The 20,824-nt window shown below is 41.6% G+C and carries 17 protein-coding genes, 1 pseudogene and 1 riboswitch; of the genes and pseudogenes, 6 read left to right on the top strand and 12 right to left on the bottom strand.

The features are described 5' to 3' along the window. Positions 1-85: 85 nt before the first annotated feature. From ACFQ38_RS07885 to ACFQ38_RS07875, 3 genes and pseudogenes are all read right to left on the bottom strand, one after another. Positions 86-1,144 (bottom strand): annotated as a pseudogene (locus tag ACFQ38_RS07885) (alpha-hydroxy-acid oxidizing protein); the annotation flags it as partial. Between the two features lie 413 nt (positions 1,145-1,557). After that, entirely contained in the window at positions 1,558-3,243 is a 1,686-nt protein-coding gene (locus ACFQ38_RS07880; RefSeq protein ID WP_336824487.1) for a M20/M25/M40 family metallo-hydrolase, read from the bottom strand. Between the two features lie 22 nt (positions 3,244-3,265). Continuing rightward, on the bottom strand, positions 3,266-4,630 hold the full coding sequence (locus ACFQ38_RS07875) for an alanine/glycine:cation symporter family protein (RefSeq protein ID WP_336824488.1): 1,365 nt from the start codon (positions 4,628-4,630) through the stop codon (positions 3,266-3,268). A 231-nt stretch (positions 4,631-4,861) separates the two neighbouring features. Between ACFQ38_RS07875 and ACFQ38_RS07870 the strand changes: the two genes are divergently transcribed. The 3 genes from ACFQ38_RS07870 (at position 4,862) to ACFQ38_RS07860 (ending at position 7,725) form a co-directional block, all read left to right on the top strand. Continuing rightward, complete coding sequence (locus ACFQ38_RS07870; protein WP_381480298.1) at positions 4,862-5,614, top strand: IclR family transcriptional regulator; 753 nt, start codon at positions 4,862-4,864, stop codon at positions 5,612-5,614. A gap of 838 nt (positions 5,615-6,452) precedes the next feature. Beyond that, on the top strand, positions 6,453-6,920 hold the full coding sequence (locus ACFQ38_RS07865) for a hypothetical protein (protein WP_336824490.1): 468 nt from the start codon (positions 6,453-6,455) through the stop codon (positions 6,918-6,920). A gap of 94 nt (positions 6,921-7,014) precedes the next feature. Beyond that, positions 7,015-7,725 carry a DUF6060 domain-containing protein gene (locus ACFQ38_RS07860; RefSeq protein ID WP_381480297.1) on the top strand — a complete coding sequence of 237 codons (711 nt, stop codon included), beginning with the start codon at positions 7,015-7,017 and terminating at the stop codon, positions 7,723-7,725. Between the two features lie 139 nt (positions 7,726-7,864). Here the strand turns inward: ACFQ38_RS07860 and ribH are convergent, their stop codons facing one another. From ribH to ACFQ38_RS07830, 6 genes are all read right to left on the bottom strand, one after another. Continuing rightward, positions 7,865-8,335, bottom strand: coding sequence for a 6,7-dimethyl-8-ribityllumazine synthase (ribH, locus tag ACFQ38_RS07855; protein ID WP_381480296.1), 471 nt, complete (start codon positions 8,333-8,335; stop codon positions 7,865-7,867). 14 nt (positions 8,336-8,349) lie between these two features. After that, entirely contained in the window at positions 8,350-9,543 is a 1,194-nt protein-coding gene (locus tag ACFQ38_RS07850; RefSeq protein WP_381480295.1) for a bifunctional 3,4-dihydroxy-2-butanone-4-phosphate synthase/GTP cyclohydrolase II, read from the bottom strand. A 133-nt stretch (positions 9,544-9,676) separates the two neighbouring features. After that, positions 9,677-10,330, bottom strand: a complete 654-nt coding sequence (ribE, locus tag ACFQ38_RS07845; protein WP_381480294.1) for a riboflavin synthase — start codon at positions 10,328-10,330, stop codon at positions 9,677-9,679. Further along, positions 10,312-11,415, bottom strand: coding sequence for a bifunctional diaminohydroxyphosphoribosylaminopyrimidine deaminase/5-amino-6-(5-phosphoribosylamino)uracil reductase RibD (gene ribD, locus ACFQ38_RS07840; protein WP_381480293.1), 1,104 nt, complete (start codon positions 11,413-11,415; stop codon positions 10,312-10,314). Before ribD ends, ribE begins: the two co-directional genes overlap by 19 nt. Positions 11,416-11,473: 58 nt before the next feature. Further along, a riboswitch (FMN riboswitch) is annotated at positions 11,474-11,620 on the bottom strand. A gap of 196 nt (positions 11,621-11,816) precedes the next feature. Further along, positions 11,817-12,929 (bottom strand): exosporium glycoprotein BclB-related protein, encoded by a 1,113-nt coding sequence (locus tag ACFQ38_RS07835; RefSeq protein WP_381480292.1) that lies wholly within the window; start codon positions 12,927-12,929, stop codon positions 11,817-11,819. Between the two features lie 237 nt (positions 12,930-13,166). Then, entirely contained in the window at positions 13,167-14,222 is a 1,056-nt protein-coding gene (locus ACFQ38_RS07830) for a glycosyltransferase (protein ID WP_381480291.1), read from the bottom strand. Between the two features lie 176 nt (positions 14,223-14,398). Between ACFQ38_RS07830 and ACFQ38_RS07825 the strand changes: the two genes are divergently transcribed. Both ACFQ38_RS07825 and ACFQ38_RS07820 read left to right on the top strand, forming a co-directional pair. Continuing rightward, positions 14,399-15,271, top strand: a complete 873-nt coding sequence (locus tag ACFQ38_RS07825; RefSeq protein ID WP_381480290.1) for a phosphotransferase family protein — start codon at positions 14,399-14,401, stop codon at positions 15,269-15,271. 125 nt (positions 15,272-15,396) lie between these two features. Then, on the top strand, positions 15,397-15,885 hold the full coding sequence (locus tag ACFQ38_RS07820; RefSeq protein WP_336824499.1) for a hypothetical protein: 489 nt from the start codon (positions 15,397-15,399) through the stop codon (positions 15,883-15,885). Positions 15,886-16,117: 232 nt separating this feature from the next. Here ACFQ38_RS07820 and ACFQ38_RS07815 read toward each other — a convergent pair whose 3' ends face one another. Next, positions 16,118-17,365, bottom strand: a complete 1,248-nt coding sequence (locus ACFQ38_RS07815; RefSeq protein WP_381480289.1) for a copper amine oxidase N-terminal domain-containing protein — start codon at positions 17,363-17,365, stop codon at positions 16,118-16,120. A 220-nt stretch (positions 17,366-17,585) separates the two neighbouring features. On the opposite strand from ACFQ38_RS07815, the gene ACFQ38_RS07810 reads away from it, so the two are divergent. Then, positions 17,586-18,629, top strand: a complete 1,044-nt coding sequence (locus tag ACFQ38_RS07810; protein ID WP_381480288.1) for an NlpC/P60 family protein — start codon at positions 17,586-17,588, stop codon at positions 18,627-18,629. Positions 18,630-18,902: 273 nt separating this feature from the next. Here ACFQ38_RS07810 and ACFQ38_RS07805 read toward each other — a convergent pair whose 3' ends face one another. Both ACFQ38_RS07805 and ACFQ38_RS07800 read right to left on the bottom strand, forming a co-directional pair. Further along, positions 18,903-20,279 (bottom strand): alkaline phosphatase, encoded by a 1,377-nt coding sequence (locus ACFQ38_RS07805; protein WP_381480287.1) that lies wholly within the window; start codon positions 20,277-20,279, stop codon positions 18,903-18,905. Positions 20,280-20,601: 322 nt separating this feature from the next. Then, positions 20,602-20,745: a YfhE family protein gene (locus ACFQ38_RS07800; protein ID WP_336824503.1), complete on the bottom strand. Its 144-nt coding sequence runs from the start codon at positions 20,743-20,745 to the stop codon at positions 20,602-20,604. Between the last annotated feature and the right edge of the window lie 79 nt (positions 20,746-20,824).

The raw sequence follows: 20,824 nt of genomic DNA, 5'->3' as shown, positions 1-20,824 counted from the left end.
GAAAAACGATTCGTTTTTCGCCACCTGTTCTATTTTAGGGACTTATTGGACAGCCGCATCCGAATAGAAGGTGAGATTGATTTGATTACAAACGTAAAGTCTTTTTTAGGATTTCTGGGCGAAGGTTTCGAACGTTATTTTCTCCGGCCAATCCCATCGTTAAATCAAAGTCTGCTAACATGTTTTGCAATACTTCCTTAACTCCAGCTTGTCCAGCTACTGCTAAACCGTACATTGCTGGACGGCCAATGAGCACTGCTTTTGCCCCTAATGCGATTGCTTTCATAATATTTGAACCACGTCTAATTCCGCTATCCATCAAAACAGGGATTCGATCGTCGATGACTTCACAAATTTGAGGCAAAACATCGAGTGCTCCAACAGCGCCATCCACTTGCCGGCCGCCATGATTGGATACAATAATGCCATCGACTTCTCTTTCAAGCGCCAATTTTGCATCGTCTGGGTGCATAATGCCTTTTAAAAAAATTGGTAGCTTTGTATGCTTTTTTAGAGACTCGATGTCCTCCCATGTGAGTCCCGTGTTCCCGAAAATTTTCGTCCATTGCATAATTGCCGCTGTTGGATCTTCTTCGGGAGGAGTTGCTATTTTGGAACGGAAGGCTGGGCCTGAAAAGTAATTTCCCAACCCTTCACAGATAAGGAAAGGCAAATATGCATTTTTCAGGTTGTATTCTCGCCAGGCCATCATCGCTGTATCTAACGTAACAACGATAGCTGAATAGCCTGCTGCTTCAGCACGCTTTAAAAAGCTAACTGTAATATCTTTATCACGGCCCCAGTATAATTGAAATCAACGCGGGGAATCACCTGTCGCTTCAGCTATTTTCTCCATTGGCAAGGTGGAGGCGGAACTGGCGATGAAAGGAATGCCCATCTTGGCAGCTGCTTTAGCGGACGCAGTCTCTCCATGCTTATGGATGATCGACTGAACGCCAATTGGAGCAAGCAGAACAGGGAACGGATAAGTTTGTCCGTAAAGTTCAATGGACAAATTCCGCTCATCTACATTTCGCAACATACGGGGAATAATGCCCCATTTGTTGAAGGCGATTTGGTTGTTTTCCATCGCCTTTCCGCTCCCGGCTGCTCCGGCAATGTAATAAAAAGGACTGTCTTGTAGCTTTTTTCGTGCCGCTTCTTCCTACTCTTCAAAATGGACGGTCAGGCGATTTGGATTCGGGTTGATCATGTTCATATAAATTTGATACTGCACTTCGCTACCGATATTTCTCTTTCCCCTTTCTTATACGTTATCTGATAGAAAAGTGGATTCTGAGATGAACAGACCTCATCATTTAACAGTCGATCACGTTCAAATGATAGTCGTCTTATTAAATGTATTGCAACACTTGTCGGAATGTTGAGTAATAAAAAGCAATTCAAGTTCTATGCAAATCGCGGATGTAGTTGGCAGCAAGATGTTTATTAAAGAGATAATGGAGATGGTTTCGTATAAAGCTCTACGATTGCTCGATTTTACTTCAAAAAATCCCCCTCCATGAAAAATGAAAGGAGGGGGAGGTACATTTATTATCATGCCATTTCCAACATCTGCTTTTCAGATTCTTGCTCCAACAAATCAATTGTCGTTTCGCGGATTAGTTCTGGAAGTATGCCAAAGGAATATGGCTTATACACTCGCTCTGTCCATTTGTGGCCGTCTTTACCGTATACGCCCATATTGATGGAAGGGATGTTGAGGTTTTTAATCGTGTTAAACGGGATCGTGTAAATATTGTCCCATTCCGGCAAGTTGTTCAGAAGCGGCGCCAATTGTTCATCCGTCTCATGGATGGAAAGGAAACTGCCATCTGCCAAGTACGGGAAGAATTTTTTGATTTCAAATTGCTCGCCTGTCGCTTCGCCCATTTTTTTCAGCACTTTCGCCAAAGCTGATTGAATTTTCACGTCCCTCGCATCATCAGCTTTCAAATAGTTGTGCGGCAAAAATGGGGGAGCGAAAAACAGAATGACGCGTGCCTTCTTCTCGGGATCAGCTTCTTGCAGTGCGTTGACGATAGAGAAACAGACTTCTCGCAAATCGCCAGAGCCTTTTTCCGCCAATGTTTTTTGAATAATTGATTCGACATGGACACCATGCTTGTTTAAATACAAAATATAATCTTCATAGGAAGTCACTTCGATGTCCCAAGACAGTTTCCGCTTCGGTAAGTTCGTGAATTCGATATATTCCTCAAATTGCTTTTGCAAATAAATTTCCGCTTCTTCGCAAACAGTTTTTGCCTCTTGCAACATCATTTCCAACACTTGCTCAGGTGTTTTTTCATAAATGAAGAAGTTAAAATACAAATGGCTGCTAATTGCTGTCTGCACCGTGTATAGCTCCTTTGTGTCACGTTGGTACAGGCAAGTTGGGGGCAGCACTAATTCATTTGGTATTTTCTCTGCCAAAGCATATCGATTATGAATTCGTTCCGTTAATTTTGCCGCAATAAAGTTCGGATCGATGCCGGCAAGCGTATCACCGACATGCACTTCCTTCCCGTATATATGGAAACAAGGAAGAATTTTTCCTGCGGCACCCGTGTAAATATATCGATGTGGATCTCCGTCATACAATGGTGTAATAAAATCGGTATTGATCGCGGTAATAAACTTTAAGCCATGCTCAAATTGTAGCCGGTTCAGTTCAGACAGAGCACCAATCATGCCACGGTGTTCACTTTCTTCATCCCCATTGCAAAGAAGCAGCACATTGCCTTCAAGCTGTTCTCGATGTTCCGAAAAATATAGGATATTTACTATGTGAACAGCAGCCCCGCTTTTCATATCAACCGAGCCTCTTCCGAACATCCATTCACCGGAAAGTGCCTCTTTTTGAATTTCAGGATCACTGTCATAATCGCAGAAAAATGCTTCCATCGCGTCTGGAGAAAAAGCATGTTCTTTTAATGGGCCGAAGTCTTCAACGGCGACCGTATCGATATGCGAATGATACAAAACCGTTTGATTCGACTGGCGTCCGCCTTCAACGAAAGCAAAAACATTTTGCCTGCCAATCGGATCCCCTTCAATCTTTTGGAGATAGAGATGGTCCGGATGTTGCTTAAAGTAAGGGAATGAACTGAGAATTTGGTAAATCTCCTGTACAATCCTGACCTCACCTATTGTCCCATTGATGCTGTTCATACTAACCAAATGGCGAGTCAACAACTCGACCTGCTCATACGTTTTCATTGTTTTCAGTTGATTGTACATATCTCTTGCCTCCTTAATAGATTCATTTTTTGCGTTCGACTGGGTACAGATTTGTAAAATAATCATTCGTTATTTCTTTCACTTTTCCACTTAAGAACAAGACGGCAATTACGTTCGGAATGACGACGGCAGCTAAGAGCAAATCAAGGAATTGCCAAATGAATTGAAGCCCTCCAATTGCTCCGACGATGATAGCCGCAATATAAATGAAACGGACTACTTTGCATACCGCCGTTCCAAATAAAAATTCAGCTTGCTTTTCACCGTAAAAAACGATAACCACAATGGTTGTAATGACAAATAGAAAAAGTGTTGCAGATACAATCATGCCAGCTATCGTTGAACCGAAAATAGGGACAAATGCTTCTGTTACCATCATGGACGCATTATCCGGTGAAATCGTTTTCCATACGCCTGACGTCAATACTACAAGTGCTGTAATCGTACAAACGACTAATGTATCGACAATTACTTCAAACACACCCCAGAACCCTTGTTTTGCCGGGTGATTTGTTATGGCCGCAGAGTGGGCGATCGGGGCAGTTCCCATTCCTGCCTCATTGGAATAAAGACCTCTTGCCAGCCCCCAACGGATAGCAGCTGCCACACCAGCTCCCGCGAAACCGCCAGCAGCAGAAATCGGTCGGAAAGCATGTTCAAAAATGAGCATAAATGCATTCGGTACTTCTTTGAAATTCACAGTGACGACAATTAATGCAGCTACAATATAAATGACAACCATGAACGGGATCAGCCTCTCAGAAACTTTACCGATCGATTTGATGCCTCCGTATGTAATTAAAATGACGAGGAGGGCAACGATTAAGCCCGTCACAACAGGCGGCAGACCGAATGAGCCTTTCATTGTCATAGCAATGGAATTGGATTGCACCATCATACTGGCAGCAACCTCGACCATTAGTGCAAAAGATAGGAAAACAGCAACCTTTTTCCAGCCAAGCCCTTTCTTAATGTAATACATCGGGCCACCGACATATTCGCCTTGATGATTCTTCTCCCGATAATGAATCCCCAACACAACTTCCGAATATTTCGTTCCGATGCCAATTAAGGCGACGAGCCACATCCAAAAAATTGCCCCTGGACCTCCTAAGGCAATTGCAACCGGAACACCTACAATGTTTGCGGCTCCCATCGTGGACGCAAGTGCGCTTGTCGTTGCCTGAAAGGGCGTTAATGTTCCATCTCCCTCAGTTTTCGAAAAAATCTTTCCGAATGTTTGCTTCAAAATATGTGGAAAGTACCGAAATTGAAAAAAACTAAGACGAATTGTTAAAAAGACTCCACCGCCGATCAAAATCGCAATGATCGGTATTCCCCAAATGAAGTCAGATGCTTCTGCAATAAATTTCGTGAACCCATCCATTTCCCCTCGCAACCTTTCTACTTTCTATTTCTATAGAGAAAGCGCTTTCACTACATTCAATATTATTCCGCATAGTGGAATAAATTCTACATAGTGAAATACTATATTTCTCATTTTAATTCTGAACATTAGTTACTGTCAATCACTTTTTCTTTTGAAGCATCAGATAATTGAGAGTAGGGGAGAGGTTCGGTATCTGATACAATATAAAGAGACAGGAGGAGAAACGAAATGATTCAATCGATAGATCGGGCTATGCTTATTATAGAAGCCATGTCGGATTCAAAAAAGGGGAAATGGCTCGTTGCCGAACTGGCGGAGAAAACGGGATTGCCAATCAGTACGGTGTATCGATTGCTGCAATCATTGGAAGCACATGATCTTGTCACACAGCACCAACATACAAAACATTATGAGTTAGGTTATAAGTGGGTAGAGATCGGCTTGAAAAAATACGAGAAGCTTGACGTGCGCCAGGTTGCAAAGCCGATTTTAGAAGCGCTGGCCCGAGAAGTGGAAGAAACCGTTTACTTGAATGCGCCAAAAGATGAAGCATCAATCATTATTGATCGCATCGACAGTCCACGCAATGTCCGCATTATCGATAGCATTGGAGAACGCATACCGATGCATATCGGAGCTGCAAATAAATCGATGTTGGCCTATACACCGTTGAGGGAAACAGAGGCGTTGCTGCAGCAATTGATTCAGGACGATGAAGAACGGACTGCACTGTTGCAACAGCTGCGAGGCATTAAACGAAAAGGTTTTGCAATTAGCAGAGGGGAAAAGACGAAAGGGACTCTAGCAGTTGGGGCTCCGATCATCGACTTTGAAGGAAAAGTGTTAGCCGCTATTAGTATTGAGGCATTGGAAACACAAACGACTAAAGACCAACTAAATTTGTTTATCGACAAAGTGACGGCAGCGGCAGATCAAATTTCTTCTGCTATGGGACAAACTCATGAAGAAGATGCTCATTGAATGTAGAATGTAGGAAGAGTTCGATTACTATATTCAGCTTGTTGACAAACGCTCGCATACTGCGTTGGGGCCAGCAGGACGCTGGTCATGCAACCGTTGCTGCAGGATGCAGCGGACTTAGGTTGCCTTTCCTTCGCTCGTCCCCTCATGAACCTAAGTTCTATTCGGGTCTTCGCTCGACTTCACGCCTTGTCTGACAAGCGTTTTCAAGCCAAGCTGGGCAAACACTTATCTCATGACTACAAACCTTAAAAGGACTGTAGTCAAAGAAAAGATACTTTGTCTACAGTCTGTACTATATTTTGCACTTCGTAGGTTGTCTTCCAAATGGCAATTCATTTCAATCAAAGCTAAAGAAATTGTTTGTTACGCTAACATAAATAGACTGTGAGCAATTCCAAAAATGCCTAAGAATTTCCTGCAGACTGAGACGACTATCAAAAGGGAACACAATAATAACGCAACCTCTTTGCAAAAGGATTGCTGCATGTTCTCGACTGTTTATAGATTCATCTTAAATGCTTGTCTTTTTTAGATGATGTGTGATAGTGGGAGCGAACTTCGGAAAAGGTTCGTTCCTTTTTTCATTTTTTCTTTATTGGTTTTAACGGAATACCGTATTTTTTACTATTCTCAATTCCTTGTTTAGCCAACTTCTTTGCTTCGTCTTTTTTCATGATAGATTCTCCTTCTACTGGCTTTTTATAAATGCATGGGCAATTCTCAAAGAATCTAAACATACCGGTTCTCTCTTCCTCATATACATAGATTAATCAATAATTAGAAGTTATTGAATAATTCGATTCCTTATGATAGGTTAGTTTGGGAGGGATATTGAATGCAAAAAGGACTGTTACTATTGTTATTGTTTGCTTTTTTGTCGGGTTGTCAATCCAATCAAACATTTTCAACATATGAAGAAGCTCTGGAGTTTGGTTTAACAGAAGAAGGCATTACAAAAAATGAAATTGTTGATGAATTTAAACTTAATGAGGAAAAATTTATTATTTATGTTGTTCCCAATGCTGAAGGCGATGCAATTAGAATTGCGAATATTAGCCTGGAAAATAATGATTATATATGGAAGCCAGCAGGGTCTAAGGTTAGCTTGGTAATTAGAAATTCAAATCCTACGGAAACACTTTCTGTAGAGGGGGAGATTGAATCTATATCTGGAAAGAACTTCATTGTTAACCTTGGCACTTATAAAGATAAAAACGAAATTATTAAGAACGAAGACGGAGAAGTAGTTAATCCGAAATTCGATGAAAACAGAAAAATATACTACCAAATTAAAGAATACTAAAGAAACAGTCAAAAAAAGTATTCAATACTCGTTCTTTCTAAAGTTAAATATGTAACAATCAATAAAAATATTTTCAAAAAGGGAGGAAGGTTTAGTGAGTAAGTTTTTCAGTATTATTACCGCTTCAATACTTGGGGTTATTCTCATTTTAATGCCTTTCGAAACTATATCTAATGCAACATCATTGGGAAATGACGTTGTTTTGGATAGAAACGAAGCATTCGTTGATCCAGCTTCCGGTGATTTGATAATTCCATTAAAACTAACAGACAGTGGATTTGTTGTTATGTCACAAGAAGAATATTTAGCGGAACGGGATAATCAGCCAAGGGAAGAAGTCGTTGAGGATATTGAAACTACTTCAGAAATTAAACCTATGGATTATAGGGAATATTGGAGATATAGTCCTTCTTCCAAAAGTGTAGTAACAGGTGCTAGAAAAAAAGTTAGTGCTGATATTAACTGTACAACTGTCACATGTAGTGTTGGAAAAGGGATAAATACAACTGTATCTCACAGTTTCAATGTTACCGCTACGGCAGAGAAAGACGCGATTAAAGCTGGCGCTGGGTATACTTGGGTTTCGTCTGCTGGCCAAGTTAATACTTATGCGTTTAACCTTAAAAAAGGTGATAAAGGATATATAGCTTTTGATCCAAAATACAATAAAACAACCGGAACTTTAAGGAAATATTCAAATTGGGATGGCAATACCGTATTAGCAAGTAAAACTGGTATTGGTTATTCAGTAAAAAAAGTTGGAAGCGAGGCTGACGGTACTTACCTTTTTGTATATACTAAATAACTTTTTATTAGTAAGCCTGTAAACGTAGATTATAAGCGTTTACAGGCTTTTTAATTTGTAATAGTATAGAGAATTACAATGTTACCGGTACTTATATTTGTCTAAGAGCTAACGGTAGCAGATACTGCAAATAGGTAAATCAGTTTGTCAATTGCTTCATTAAATTTGCCATTTCGATAGCCGAAGTGCCGGCATCCCATCCTTTATTGCCTGCTTTTGTGCCCGCCCTTTCGACAGCTTGTTCAATTGAATCAGTCGTCAGTACGCCAAATATGACAGGAATACCTTCTGTCATATTAATGGCGGAAATCCCTTTGGATACTTCATTGCAAACGTAATCGAAATGAGGTGTTGATCCTCTAATGACCGTTCCTAATGTAATGACCGCGTCATACTTTTTAGAGGCTGCCATCTGTTTTGCGACGAGCGGTATTTCAAACGCTCCGGGCACCCATGCGGTTTCGATATCTTGTTCATTGACACCGTGACGGCGCAATGCATCTTCAGCACCGCTCAACAGTTTTCCAGTGATGAACTCATTGAAACGTGATACAACGATACCTATTTTCAAACCACTTCCGATTAAATGTCCTTCATACGTGATTGCCATGTCAATTTTCCTCCTCATATCGTCAAAAGATGTCCTAATTTCTCTTTTTTCGTTTCCATATACTTTCGATTTTCATTGCCTGCAGGTAATTCAATAGGCACTCGTTTTGTGACGGTGATGCCATAGGCGGCAAGCTCATCAATTTTTCGGGGATTGTTTGTTAATAAATGAATGGCAGACACTTGTAAATCTCGCAAAATATGTGCGCTAATGAAATACTCCCGTAAATCGTCTTTGAATCCTAACGCTTCGTTGGCTTCCACTGTGTCCAAACCTGCTTCTTGCAGTTTGTAGGCTTTTAATTTATTCACAAGCCCGATGCCACGGCCTTCTTGCCTCATATATAGCAAAATTCCAGCTCCTGCAGTTTCGATTTCAGATAGTGCCGCGTGAAGTTGCGGACCGCAATCGCATCTACAAGAACCAAATACGTCTCCAGTCATGCATTCGGAATGGATTCTGACGAGAGGGGAATCCGCTTCACCCGGATTGCCTTTTACAAGTGCAATATGTTCTCGACCAGTCAATTTTTCCGTGAAAGCAATCGCTTTAAAATGGCCGAATGATGTAGGCATATCAGTCTCGACAACCCGTTCTACTAATGACTCATTCTTTTTCCGATATGCGATTATTTCTTCGATTGTCAATATGACAAGGCCCAATCTGTTCGCGATCCCCTTTAATTGATCGCCTCGCGCCATCGTTCCATCATCATTCATAATTTCACAAATGACGCCTGCACGTTTGGCTCCTGATAGAATAGCAAGATCTACAGCAGCTTCCGTATGGCCAGGTCGTGTTAGTACACCGCCTCGTTGAGCGATCAGCGGGAAAATATGCCCAGGCCTTCTGAAGTCAGAAGGGGATGCGTCTGACTCAAGCATTTTCAGTATCGTTTCAGATCGTTCAAATGCGGAAATTCCAGTATCTGAATGGGCATGGTCAATGCTCACTGTAAAAGCTGTTCCATGCGTATCCGTATTATTTGCGACCATCGGAGCCAAACCAAGCTGTTTTCCTAATTCTTCTTCGATTGGAACACAAATTAGGCCACGTCCTTCCCTTGCCATGAAATTAATCATTTCAGGTGTTGCAAATTCAGCGAGTGCGATAAAATCTCCTTCATTTTCCCGGTCTTCATTATCAACGACAATGATCGGCTTGCCTTTTTTTAACTCACCGATCGCTTTATCCACGGTTGTATACATATCATCTCATCCTTCCAATTCATTACGCCTCTGCGTAGTACTGTCCGGATCTTATCGTGGTTCTTTGATAGCCCGGCACATACGCCGGAGGCTTTTTGGGATTATCGTTTGTAAAAGCTATAGCATTGTAGAATCATATTAAAAAGCCACTTGAGGCAAGCTTGTCGATCGTCAATCCGTCTCCTGAATGATACTGATTCTTTTTAAAAAGCAGTTGTTCCATATACTTCACTAAGATGTCGCATTCGACATTCACTTTGGATCCCATTTGCTTTCGTGCAATGACTGAATCTTTCTGAGTAACAGGAATTAACGAGATTGTGAATCGATCATCCTTCACGTCGAATACTGTCAATGATGTACCGTCAACAGTGATGGATCCTTTGTTCATGACAAATCGCAATAAATTTTGTTCGATTTGGATATCCATATAAAGCGCGTTCGCAGATTGCCGTTTTGCAGTAATTTTGCCAGTGCCGTCAACATGTCCAGTGACGAAATGTCCGCCGAAACGACCATTCGCGGCGATTGCACGTTCCAAATTCACTTCGTTTCCTAATGTTAATTCAGAAAGAGCAGTCGCAAAGTATGTTTCGGGCATAACATCTGCGACGAAATAGGAGTCAGTAAAGTAGGCGACTGTCAAGCATACGCCGTTTACTGCGATGCTGTCTCCTTTTGCTGTATCTGTCAGCACTGTATTGCAATAAATGGACAATTGCATAGAGTTGCGTGAACGCTTAACTTCTTTCACGGTGCCGGTTTCTTCTACGATTCCTGTAAACAATAAGTAGGCACCTCCTTTGCAAAAACAGCGTGCAGACGTATGTCTTCGCCTATCTGTTTTGTATTAAGGATGTGTAGTTTTTCTGATTGTGCAATGAGTGGTCTGCTATCGTTTTCGAAGAGGGTAGGACCATTGCCGATCAACTTCGGAGCAATATATACATAGAGCTCATTGGCAAGCTGTTGTTCTATGAAGCTTGAATGGACGTAGCTGCCGCCTTCGACTAAAAGCTTCATAATACCCATCTTCGCAAGACGTCTGAGCACCTCTTCTAAAAAATTGGCATGCTCATTGATCGTTTCTACACGAACAAGTGGGAAATCCCGAAACGATTCGATGCCTTCAGCACGATCGAGTGTAAATAATATTGTTTCCGCCGCACGATCCGTAACGACATTTGCGGTTTTCGGTGTTCTGAGACGCCGATCTAAAATAATTCGAATTGGATTCTTTCCACCATGGGGCAAACGGGTGGTGAGGAAAGGATTATCTTGAAGAATGGTTTGTACGCCAACTAATATCGCATCATGGGTATGGCGGAGGTTATGGACATCTGTTCGCGCTTGTTCAGACGTAATCCATTTGCTATCCCCTTGTTGCGTAGCCAAACGACCATCGAGTGTGGTGGCGGCTTTTAACGTAACGTACGGTTTTTGTTGTTGAATAAAATGAAAATATGCCCTGTTTACAAAATCTGCCTCTTTAGTTTGGATCGTTGATACTTCAATACCTGCAGCTTTAAGAAGCCCGATTCCTTTGCCGCTGACGGCAGGATTCGGATCAATGGACGCAACAAATACACGGCGTATTCCACTCGCGATGATCGCATCTGTGCATGGCGGCGTTTTTCCTGTATGGGCACACGGCTCCAAGGTGACATAGAGGTCTGCGCCTTTTGCCAGTTCGCCTGCCATTCGCAGTGCGTGCACTTCGGCATGAGGGGTCCCAGCTTTCACATGCATGCCGGTTCCTACAATTTGTCCATTCTTAACACAAACAGCCCCGACAATCGGATTCGGTGATGTTTGTCCTTCTGCACTTTGAGAGAGGTCGAGTGCAAGCTTCATATAGTCATCATGGTCCATCGCATTTCCCCCTTTCAATTATGAAAGGGCAGATTATAGGCATAAGCAGCAACCGATACAAAAACTTCTCCCATCCAGACTGTAACTGTCGGTGCCGGAGTTTCACCAGCTCCACCGCCTTCTTTTGGAAGGTCGGGTCACGGACTGACGAGCTTCGTGCTCGATCACCGCCGGTAAGGAATTTCACCTTGCCCCGAAGAATTGTACAATTGTGCCGATATCAACGTAGCATAAAGAGTGAAAGTTTGTCCACCAGGAAAAACCTCGGGCGTTTCAATATTACATTTTTCAGTAATGAAAGATATTATTTTTTCATTACAAAAGATGAACCCTTCCTCCATTGGGAAGAAGGGAACTTAATTGGGAAAGGAGTTTTTGTAAATGGTAATCCATCCCCATTATCAATTGATGACAACGCCTGCACTTGCATATCCAGCTAATGTCGTTGCTACAGCGAGTCCGCTTGCTGTGATAGAAAATACCATTAACAAACGTGTTTGAGACGTAACGGGAATATTGAGTCCAGTCGTAATTCCTCTCGCAATAGCACCAAGGGATATTAAGCCTCCGAGGGAAGGTGTCAATGTTACGGTTGCGCCTGATATTGGACTGAAAATATTATTTGTTGTTGATTGATACAATTGTGCTTGGACGGAGATGGATCCCAATGCTAATGATAAACCTACTGTAACGCTAAAATACGCTGAAATCGATGTGATGATTCCGTCTCTAGGCATCGAAAAAGCAAAGTTCGTTAAAGGCCCGGCTGCTGTACCTGTAAGATCGATCGTTGCTCCTAAAACACTCAATGTAGGAGCGGAATTGCCAAATCCAATTAACCCACCTGTGCCTGCTGCTCCACCGACAAGTGTAGTTAAAGATACCGGAATCCCGGATGCAAAAGGGATCACTGTTCCTGCAGCCGTTGCTCCGGTAGGTCCAGTCGGCCCTATTTCTCCTTGAATGCCCTGTGCTCCCGTAGCCCCGGTCGGTCCGGTCGGTCCTATTTCCCCCTGAATACCTTGTGCACCGGTAGCCCCAGTAGGTCCAATCGGCCCGGGTTCACCTTGTATACCTTGTGCACCAGTCGGCCCAGTTGGTCCCGGTTCACCTTGTATACCTTGTGCACCAGTCGGCCCAGTCGGTCCCGGTTCACCTTGTATTCCTTGTGCACCAGTCGGCCCAGTTGGTCCCGGTTCACCTTGAATGCCCTGTGCTCCCGTAGCCCCGGTAGGTCCCGGTTCACCTTGTATACCTTGTGCACCAGTCGGTCCAGTTACTCCTTGTATTCCTTGAGCTCCGGTAGGCCCAGTCGGTCCAGTTACTCCTTGAATACCTTGTATTCCTTGTGCTCCCGTGGCTCCAGTAACTCCAGGTATCCCTTGAGGTCCGGGTGGTCCAGTAGCCCCGGTAGGTCCAGGTGGGCCAGGTGGGCCAGGTGGACCGGTAGGGCAAGGACTGCAAGGGTTATGCGGAGTTAAGCAACTCCTGCAAGGAAAGTTTCTATTTACCATATTCTCACTCCTTCTCTATTCATTCATAGCAGCAGTATTATTTTATTCGGAAAGTTTTTGATTGCTTGTACTGCTGTTCTATAAAGGAAAAATGCACAGAAAGAGAATAAAATAGTATCAGCTTGTTGACAAATGCTCGCATACTGCATTGAGGCCAGCAGGACGCTGGTCATGCAACCGTTGCTGTAGGATGCAGCGGACTTTGGTTGCCTTTCCTTAGAAGCAATGTTTTATCATCTAATCTAATCGTTTTTTGAAATATTCTTCGTTGAATAGCACACTTGGATGGTCGGGAGCGATTTCTCTCGCTTTTATATGGTGTGCGTATGACTTGTCAAGCTGTCCTAATTGGTCATAACAATAGCAAAGCTCGATATGCGGCACATAAGTCCAAGAAGATTCATTCACAAAGCCCATAGTCTTAGGTTTTTTTAATGAAAATATTAATTCAAGCCAGAAAATAGCGAGTGGAAGTTGAGATTGTTCAATGAAGTATCTTGCTATTTCACAACAGGCTTCCGCCCTTGGTGTATCGTATTCGAAGGTTTGGAATAAATAATGGAGTCTTCTCTCTTGGTCAAGCTCTTTATAGCAATGAGATAAATGTAAGCATGCAGTAATATTGTCTTCAATCCAGCCTCCTTTTTCTAAAAGGAAGGACTCGTAATACTTGATTGCTTCTTCTGTCCTACCATTGTACATCAATTCATTTGCAAAATAAAAAGTGTCCCTATGTGTAAACGGAATCTTAGACTCTATCATTTTTAAATATATTTTTAAGTTCCGAGAAGAGTGTGGTTTTATTTTTTTATGCAATATTGGTATGTCGCTTTCCAATGCCTCGCCGTACACGATTAAAAACTCATGCACCTTTCCTGACCATTGGAACCGTGCGTCATTTTTGACGATCCTGTTTCTTTTTAAACTATGTGTAACCTGTCCGTTCTCATTAAATGACAAATGGTAAGGCATGGAAACTCTATTGATTTTTCCATCCAATTGCTTCTTCAAGGTTAAAAATGACTCTTTATCTTCCAATACGTCATCCGCATCCAGCCACATAATATACTCTTTTGTTGCAAGTGAAAATGAATAATTACGGGCAGCCGCAAAGTCATCCACCCATTCATAATGAAATAGATTATCCGTGAATTTTTTAGCAATTTCTGTCGTCCGGTCTATTGAGCCGGTGTCTACAATAATGATTTCATCCACAACATCGCAAACGGAGAGCAAGCATCTTTCAAGCACATCCTCTTCGTCTCGGACGATCATGCACAAACTAATTTCCAATTTTTTATCACACCCTTCGTTAACAGTCGCCATAGTATACGGCTGGATATCAAAGGGGGAGTAGACATAGATACAATTTCGGGGATTAAAAGATAGGAAGGGAAAGGTTTTTTCTCTCCAAGGGAGAAGATGATCGTAACATCATTATTTGACTATACGGGGAAGGGGATTATTTCTTGGGAAATATATTACAGCGAATTGAGTGGAAAGAGAGAACGGAAAAATTAAATGATTTATTGCAAAAGAATGTTCTTTCCATCGAGGCGTTAGAACAAGGATTCGAAGCTGAAGTGATGAAGTTGCAAAACAGTGATGAGGAGTTTGTGATTAAGATTTGGAATAAAAGTGCTAACCCGAATATTGGCTATCAATATTTTTTATTAAAAGCACTTTTAGAAAGAGGTATACCAGTTCCTAAAGTTTTTGGATGGGGATGGAACAAAGATGGGCAACAAGTTCTATTAACTTCGTTTGACGGAACACAGCTTACATCTTTTACTGAAAACAGTATGAAGGAAATCGGAAAAATATTATCTACTATTCACCTTATCGATGCCCAAGGGGAATTTCAGTTTCCAACACCTGACTTCATCAGACATTTCTTTCCGGACATTCATCGCCATAAGGATCTCGAAGCTATATTAAAGACAATAATGAGCGCTGTGAAAATGAGGCATGATTGTTTGATCCATGGCGACTTTCATCTTCAGAACATTGTGGAGGAAGGTGATCGGTTTACAGTCATAGATTGGACGAATGGGCAATTAGGAGATTCTCGTTATGATTTTGCATGGTCCAGGATGTTAACCAAATTGTATCTATCCGAATCACTATCTGTTAATTTCTCCATGTCATATTTAGAAAAGCATCCTATTCAAATGGAGGAAATAAAAAACTTTGAAGCAATCGCCATTTTAAGATGGTTGTTATTGCATAGAAATGGCGGTGTCCCTATTGGAAATGACACAGTCGAAAGGGTATTAGCTCTTATTAGCGCCAATTCTATTTTGAAAGATCATTCGGTAGATGAAATACAAATTTTGGGGTAGGGGAAGTGGTCTCAAAGTTTTTGCAATTATTCTTTTGTCGGCCTTTATTTATTGACCCCTGTTGAACACCCAATATAGTCGATGCATAGTCTATAGAGCGAGTGTTTTTTACAGGAGGTATGTGGATGAATTTTGAATCGTTTACCGGTAGAGTGATGGAAATGAATGATTTTTCGGTACAAATGAATAATACTGGGTCTGGCTGCTATAAAATGTTTACAGTAGCAGATCGGGAAGGTGCAGTCGTCAATTTTGTCATTGAGCCGGGAACGTATTTTGTTGATCATGTATTGGTGAAGGTCGGTGATATTGTAACCGGCTATTATGATGCAGATGCACCTACGCCTTTCATTTACCCGCCTCAATATCGTGCAATTGTAATGGCGAAAGAGAAATCCGGACAATTTGTGAAAGTGGATCATTTCAACCGTCAGCTAGTAAGCAGCGATGGCACATTAAAATTAAATCTGACCCGAAGTACTCCGATTCTTCTTGAGAACGGGCAGTCCTTTTCGGGCAGACCAGAAAATCGTGAGTTAGTTGTCGTGTATAGCAACACAACGCGCAGTATGCCTGCTCAAACAACACCCCATAAAGTAATTGTGCTTTGCTAACCAATCCAAGAAAATGTCCCGTTTTCTTAAAACAGGGCATTTTTTCGTTGGATGAAAATTGTCGAGTTCGTTAGTAGTGGCAGCGATATGTATGACAATGCATTTTCCTACCTTCTCCTCTGAAAGTAGCATCGCCATTTGGAACGCGCATGGTAAATCTGATATATATGGTAGCGGCAATAAAAGAGCAGGAGAAGAAACACATTAAAAGTTTCTTCTCCTGCTTATCTACTTATTTTGAAATGAATACGGTCTTTTTGGAACTGTCGTATTTTGCAATCGGGCCAAATGCTTCATTCACAAGCTGAAGGGGAACCATCGTTTGACCATTCAATAATTGTGGCGCTACTTTGAAATTACTTGCTTTGTTATTGATTGTGTAGTTGTTCTTATTCAATGTAAAGACGATGTTGTCATTGCTTTTTTTGATTGTTACTGTATTGCCTTTCTTCGCTACTTTAGTTGACGGATCGATTGTTTCAAAAACAAGACGTACAGGAACCATCACTTCGCCGTCTTTTATAGCAGGCGGTTGTTTGGTAGCGATCCACTCACCATCTACCATTATATTGATGACACCTAAATCGGGAATGAGAGCATCGAATGTAATTCCTTGCCCGAAATGGGTTGCACGTAAATCAGAAATTGTTTGCAATGACTCTGCACGTTGCTGGAGAATGCCGTTAATTGTTGATGATTTTTGTTCAAGAATTGCATTGTCGGTTTTTTCTTTTGTAGCCTCAATATCCTGTTTCGCTTTTGTAATTGTGTTTTGCAGCTTTTTTTGTTCTTTCGCAAAAATAGAATCCCATTGTTTTCTAGCTTGTTTCTGCGTTAATTTTCCTCGTCTATAATCTGCCATAACACTGCTTAAAGCAGTTGAGCTGCTTTCCATTCGTAGAGCTGACATTGGGCTGCTAAGGGCTGTTTCGCTTACCGCAATGCGATACGAATTCATTGGACTGCTTAATCCGGTTTGATTGACGGCCATCCGATAGCTGTTCATTGGGCTGCTTAATGCAGTTGGGTTTACAGCGCTTCTATATTTGGACATATGGCTGCTGAGAGCAGTTGGATTGATGCTCTGTGCATATTTGCTCATCGGGCTGCTAAGCGAAGTTGCGCTTACTGCGCTTTTATATTCCCTCAGTTTCGATGCATGTTCCTTAGAACCTGCATATTGGGCCTCCAATTTGGCGATATCTTCTTTTAGTTGCTGTTCCAACTTATTTAAATCTTGTTTCGTTTGGTTAATAAAACGGTCCAATGAAGCTTGCTCTGCATTTTTATATTTCTCATAGTCGTTGACCGTTTTTGTATGATACTTTTCGTAATTTGCCGAGGATTTCTTTTCGAAATTGACATACTCATTACGAATTTGATCCATAAAACTTTTGCTTGCGGCAAATGCTTGCGTTGTAGATCCTACAAATAGAATAAAGAGCAGCATCGTGCTTACAATAAATTTTTTACCTCTCATCATCGTACCCCTTTCAATGATCAAGTTCTCCTATGCTACTAATTTAATCCAATTTCAGTAATTTTCGAATATGTAGGAAGTACTGATTATCTAAATAAGAGTTTAGTCACTGAAAAATGTGATGAATGATGAAATTTCATCTGCTAACTAAGGTATAGTCTTTACTAATGGATTATACTAAATTTACAAACAGGTTGAAGTGCATGGAAGGGGGATTTAGTTGAAAAAGAGTATAAGGGTATTATTCCTTTGTTTTATATTATTTTTTTCAAACAGCGTGTTGAACAAAGCTGCATTATCACGTGTATTAGAGATAGGTCAGGATGAAGAAAATACGTGTTACCAAATGGCACTCAATAAAAAGTATTTTGTCAACGTTGCGGTGACAACGCTTTGGTCAGAGCCCAATAAACTGAGGAAAGTGGACAGTCCATCAACGACTGATCCAGTAAATATTTTGAAATGGAAAAAAGACATGTCCCATGAGCAAAAGCTATGGCTGCTTGGCAAGATCGATTCTCAAGCATTATATGGTGATGAAGTGACAATAGTAGAGAGTAAAGGAGATTGGTATAAAATTGCTGTCAAAGATCAAGGTAGCCCTAAAAATAGCAAAGGATATCCCGGATGGGTGCCGAAATCTCATATTGCCGAGCAATCTATGAACTATGAGGGCTGTTCGATAGCGATTGTCGCTGTTCAGAAAACCAACTTATATCATACAGCTTCAGTGAAAGATCCATTTTTGGAAATAAGCTTTAATACGATATTGCCTATTACGAAAGAAGGGAAGCAATGGGTGATCGTGCAAACTCCAAAGGATGGGGAGAAATATATGAAAACGGCGGATGTGAAAGTGGCGAAGAGCTTTGAAAGCATTCCAAAGCCCGAACAACAAGACTTGCTTGAGACGGGGAAGATGTTTTTAGGGCTGTCCTACTTATGGGCGGGTACTTCTGGATATGGTTTTGATTGCTCGGGATTTACATATAGTATTTACAAACAGCATGGCATTTTACTGCCGAGAGACTCTACTGCCCAAGCGCAATCTGGAATTTCTATTAGAAAGAAGGATTTGCAGCCGGGAGATTTGCTGTTTTTTGCCTATAATAAAGGAAAAGGGAATGTGCACCATGTTGCTATGTATGTTGGCGGTGGAAAAATGATCCATTCCCCAAATTATTCACGGTCAATCGAAATCATTTCAGTGAATGTCGAACCATATAAATCGGAGTTTTCGGGAGCTAAGCGGTATTTGCAGTAAAAGGAGAAGAAACGATTTTGCGTTTCTTCTCCTCAGACTGTAGACAAAGTATTTTTTCACTTTGTCTACAGTCTTTTAAAGGTTTTTAGTTATGGGATAAGTGTTTGCCCAGCTTGGCTTGAAAACGCTTGCCAGACAAGGCGCGAAGTCGAGCGAAGACCCGAATAGAACTTAAGGTTCATGAGGGGACGAGCGAGACGAGCAACGCAGTATGCGAGCGTTTGTCAACAAGCTGAGGAGAAGAAACGATTTTGCGTTTCTTCTCCTTTCCTATTATTTGGACTTTCCGGCAATGATGTCAAAAATGATATTTGCGTGATCCGTGTTGTCTAAAAGCCCAGCAAAAAGCTCGCTTGATGGACCGAAAGCATAGACAGGAACATCTTCTCCAGTATGGCCGCCAGTCGTCCAACCTGTGTAGGAGCGCTTGTCAATGAGACGTTTAAGTTCAGTTTCGATATCTGCAGCTTTTTCACCAGCGGCAGCTATCGCATCAATTTCTTCCGCCGTTAGAGGCATAAGGTCCTGATCGATATAACGAAGCAATGCTGTTTCCGCATCTGTTCCATTCGCAATTTCTTCAGCAATGAAGGCAGGCGTCCTTTTTACAGCCTTGATCACATTTGTATCCCAAATTCCTGAGCCGTCCGCACCGATAGAAAATCCGCCAGTTGAATGGTCCGCAGTCGCAACAACTAACGTATGCTTGTCCTCTTTTGCAAATTCGATCGCTGCGCGGAATGCTTTTTCAAAGTCTTCCATTTCACTCATAGAACCGATAACATCATTGGCATGGCCAGCCCAATCAATTTGACTGCCTTCAACCATTAGGAAAAAGCCGTTGTCGTTTTTGCTGAGTCGCTCAATTGCTGCGATCGTCATCTCTTCAAGAGAAGGCGTCACTTCTGTACGGTCAATCATTTTCGGCATGCCGCCATCTGCGAATAAGCCTACTATTTTATCATTTTCATCATTCAGAAGCTCATTTTTCGATGTGACATAGCTGTAGCCATCGTTTTTGAAAGCTTCCGCAAGATTAACGTCAGAACGTACAAAGTTTGATTTTCCTCCACCTAATAAAACGTCAATGGAGTGGTTGCCGTTTATGCGCAAATTATAGTAATCATCAGCGATGGCATCCATATTTTTACGGCTCTCGTTATGTGCGCCAAACGCTGCCGGCGTTGCATGTGTTATTTCTGATGTTGCGACAAGACCGGTAGATTTACCCGCTTCTTTCGCCGCCTCTAACACTGTTTTTACATTTTCTTTTTCTTTATTGACAGCGATGGCATTATTATAGGTTTTTATTCCAGAGGACATAGCAGTCGCTGAAGCTGCAGAATCCGTAATCGTCGATTCTGGATCATCTGGATACGTCATTTGTTGTCCTACAAGGTATTTGTCGAACTCAGTTAACTCGATTACAGGAGTAGTTGGATCATCTTTTAAATAACGGTACGCGGACGTATAGGAAGTGCCCATTCCATCCCCAATTAGGAAAATAACGTTTTTTATTTCCTGCTCCTTATTCACCTCATCGGCTTTTACTTTCTGATAAGAACTAGTTGTTAGCGCGCCACCTATTATGACGGTCGAAGCTAATGCAATCGGCAGCACTTTTTTGAAGCCTTTCTTTTTCAATAACATTGTATAACCTCCTCTTTTTTCTACATCTACAATTGTAGAAGGAGATTATTAATCTTATATGAACGACATGTAAAGGATTGTTAATCCTTTCAGCTTGTTGACAAACGCTCGCATACGCGAATCGAACGGCGAAGGGTTTGATTTGCCGTATTGCGCTCTTAGCAGAAATTACGGCACCCCTAGGACGTGGCGTTCTGAGGTTGCCTTCCTTGGCAAGCGTTTTCAAACCAAGATAGGCAAACACCTATCTCATGACCACAATCCTTTCATTCAAACAAAAAACCACAATCGACTCGCTAAAATCGATTATGGCTTTTTGTCGTTACCGCTCTTTCTTTTGTTCATTTCTCTTCTTCGCGGCATTGTCAGCACGTTTAAAGTCTTTAGCATACAGCACTTCCTGTGTATCCTTCAGTCCGTTATTTTTTTCCGTCAATCGTTCATGCGGCTCCTTTTTTTCATTCACAAATAAACACTCCTTTCCATACGTATTCTCAATTCCTTTCCTTTTATATGGAGTTGTAAACATTGAAAGAAAAGCGGAG

Source organism: Sporosarcina contaminans, assembly GCF_042679045.1.
GTDB classification, from domain to species: Bacteria; Bacillota; Bacilli; order Bacillales_A; family Planococcaceae; genus Sporosarcina; species Sporosarcina contaminans.
This window is presented reverse-complemented; position numbering and strand designations above follow the sequence as displayed.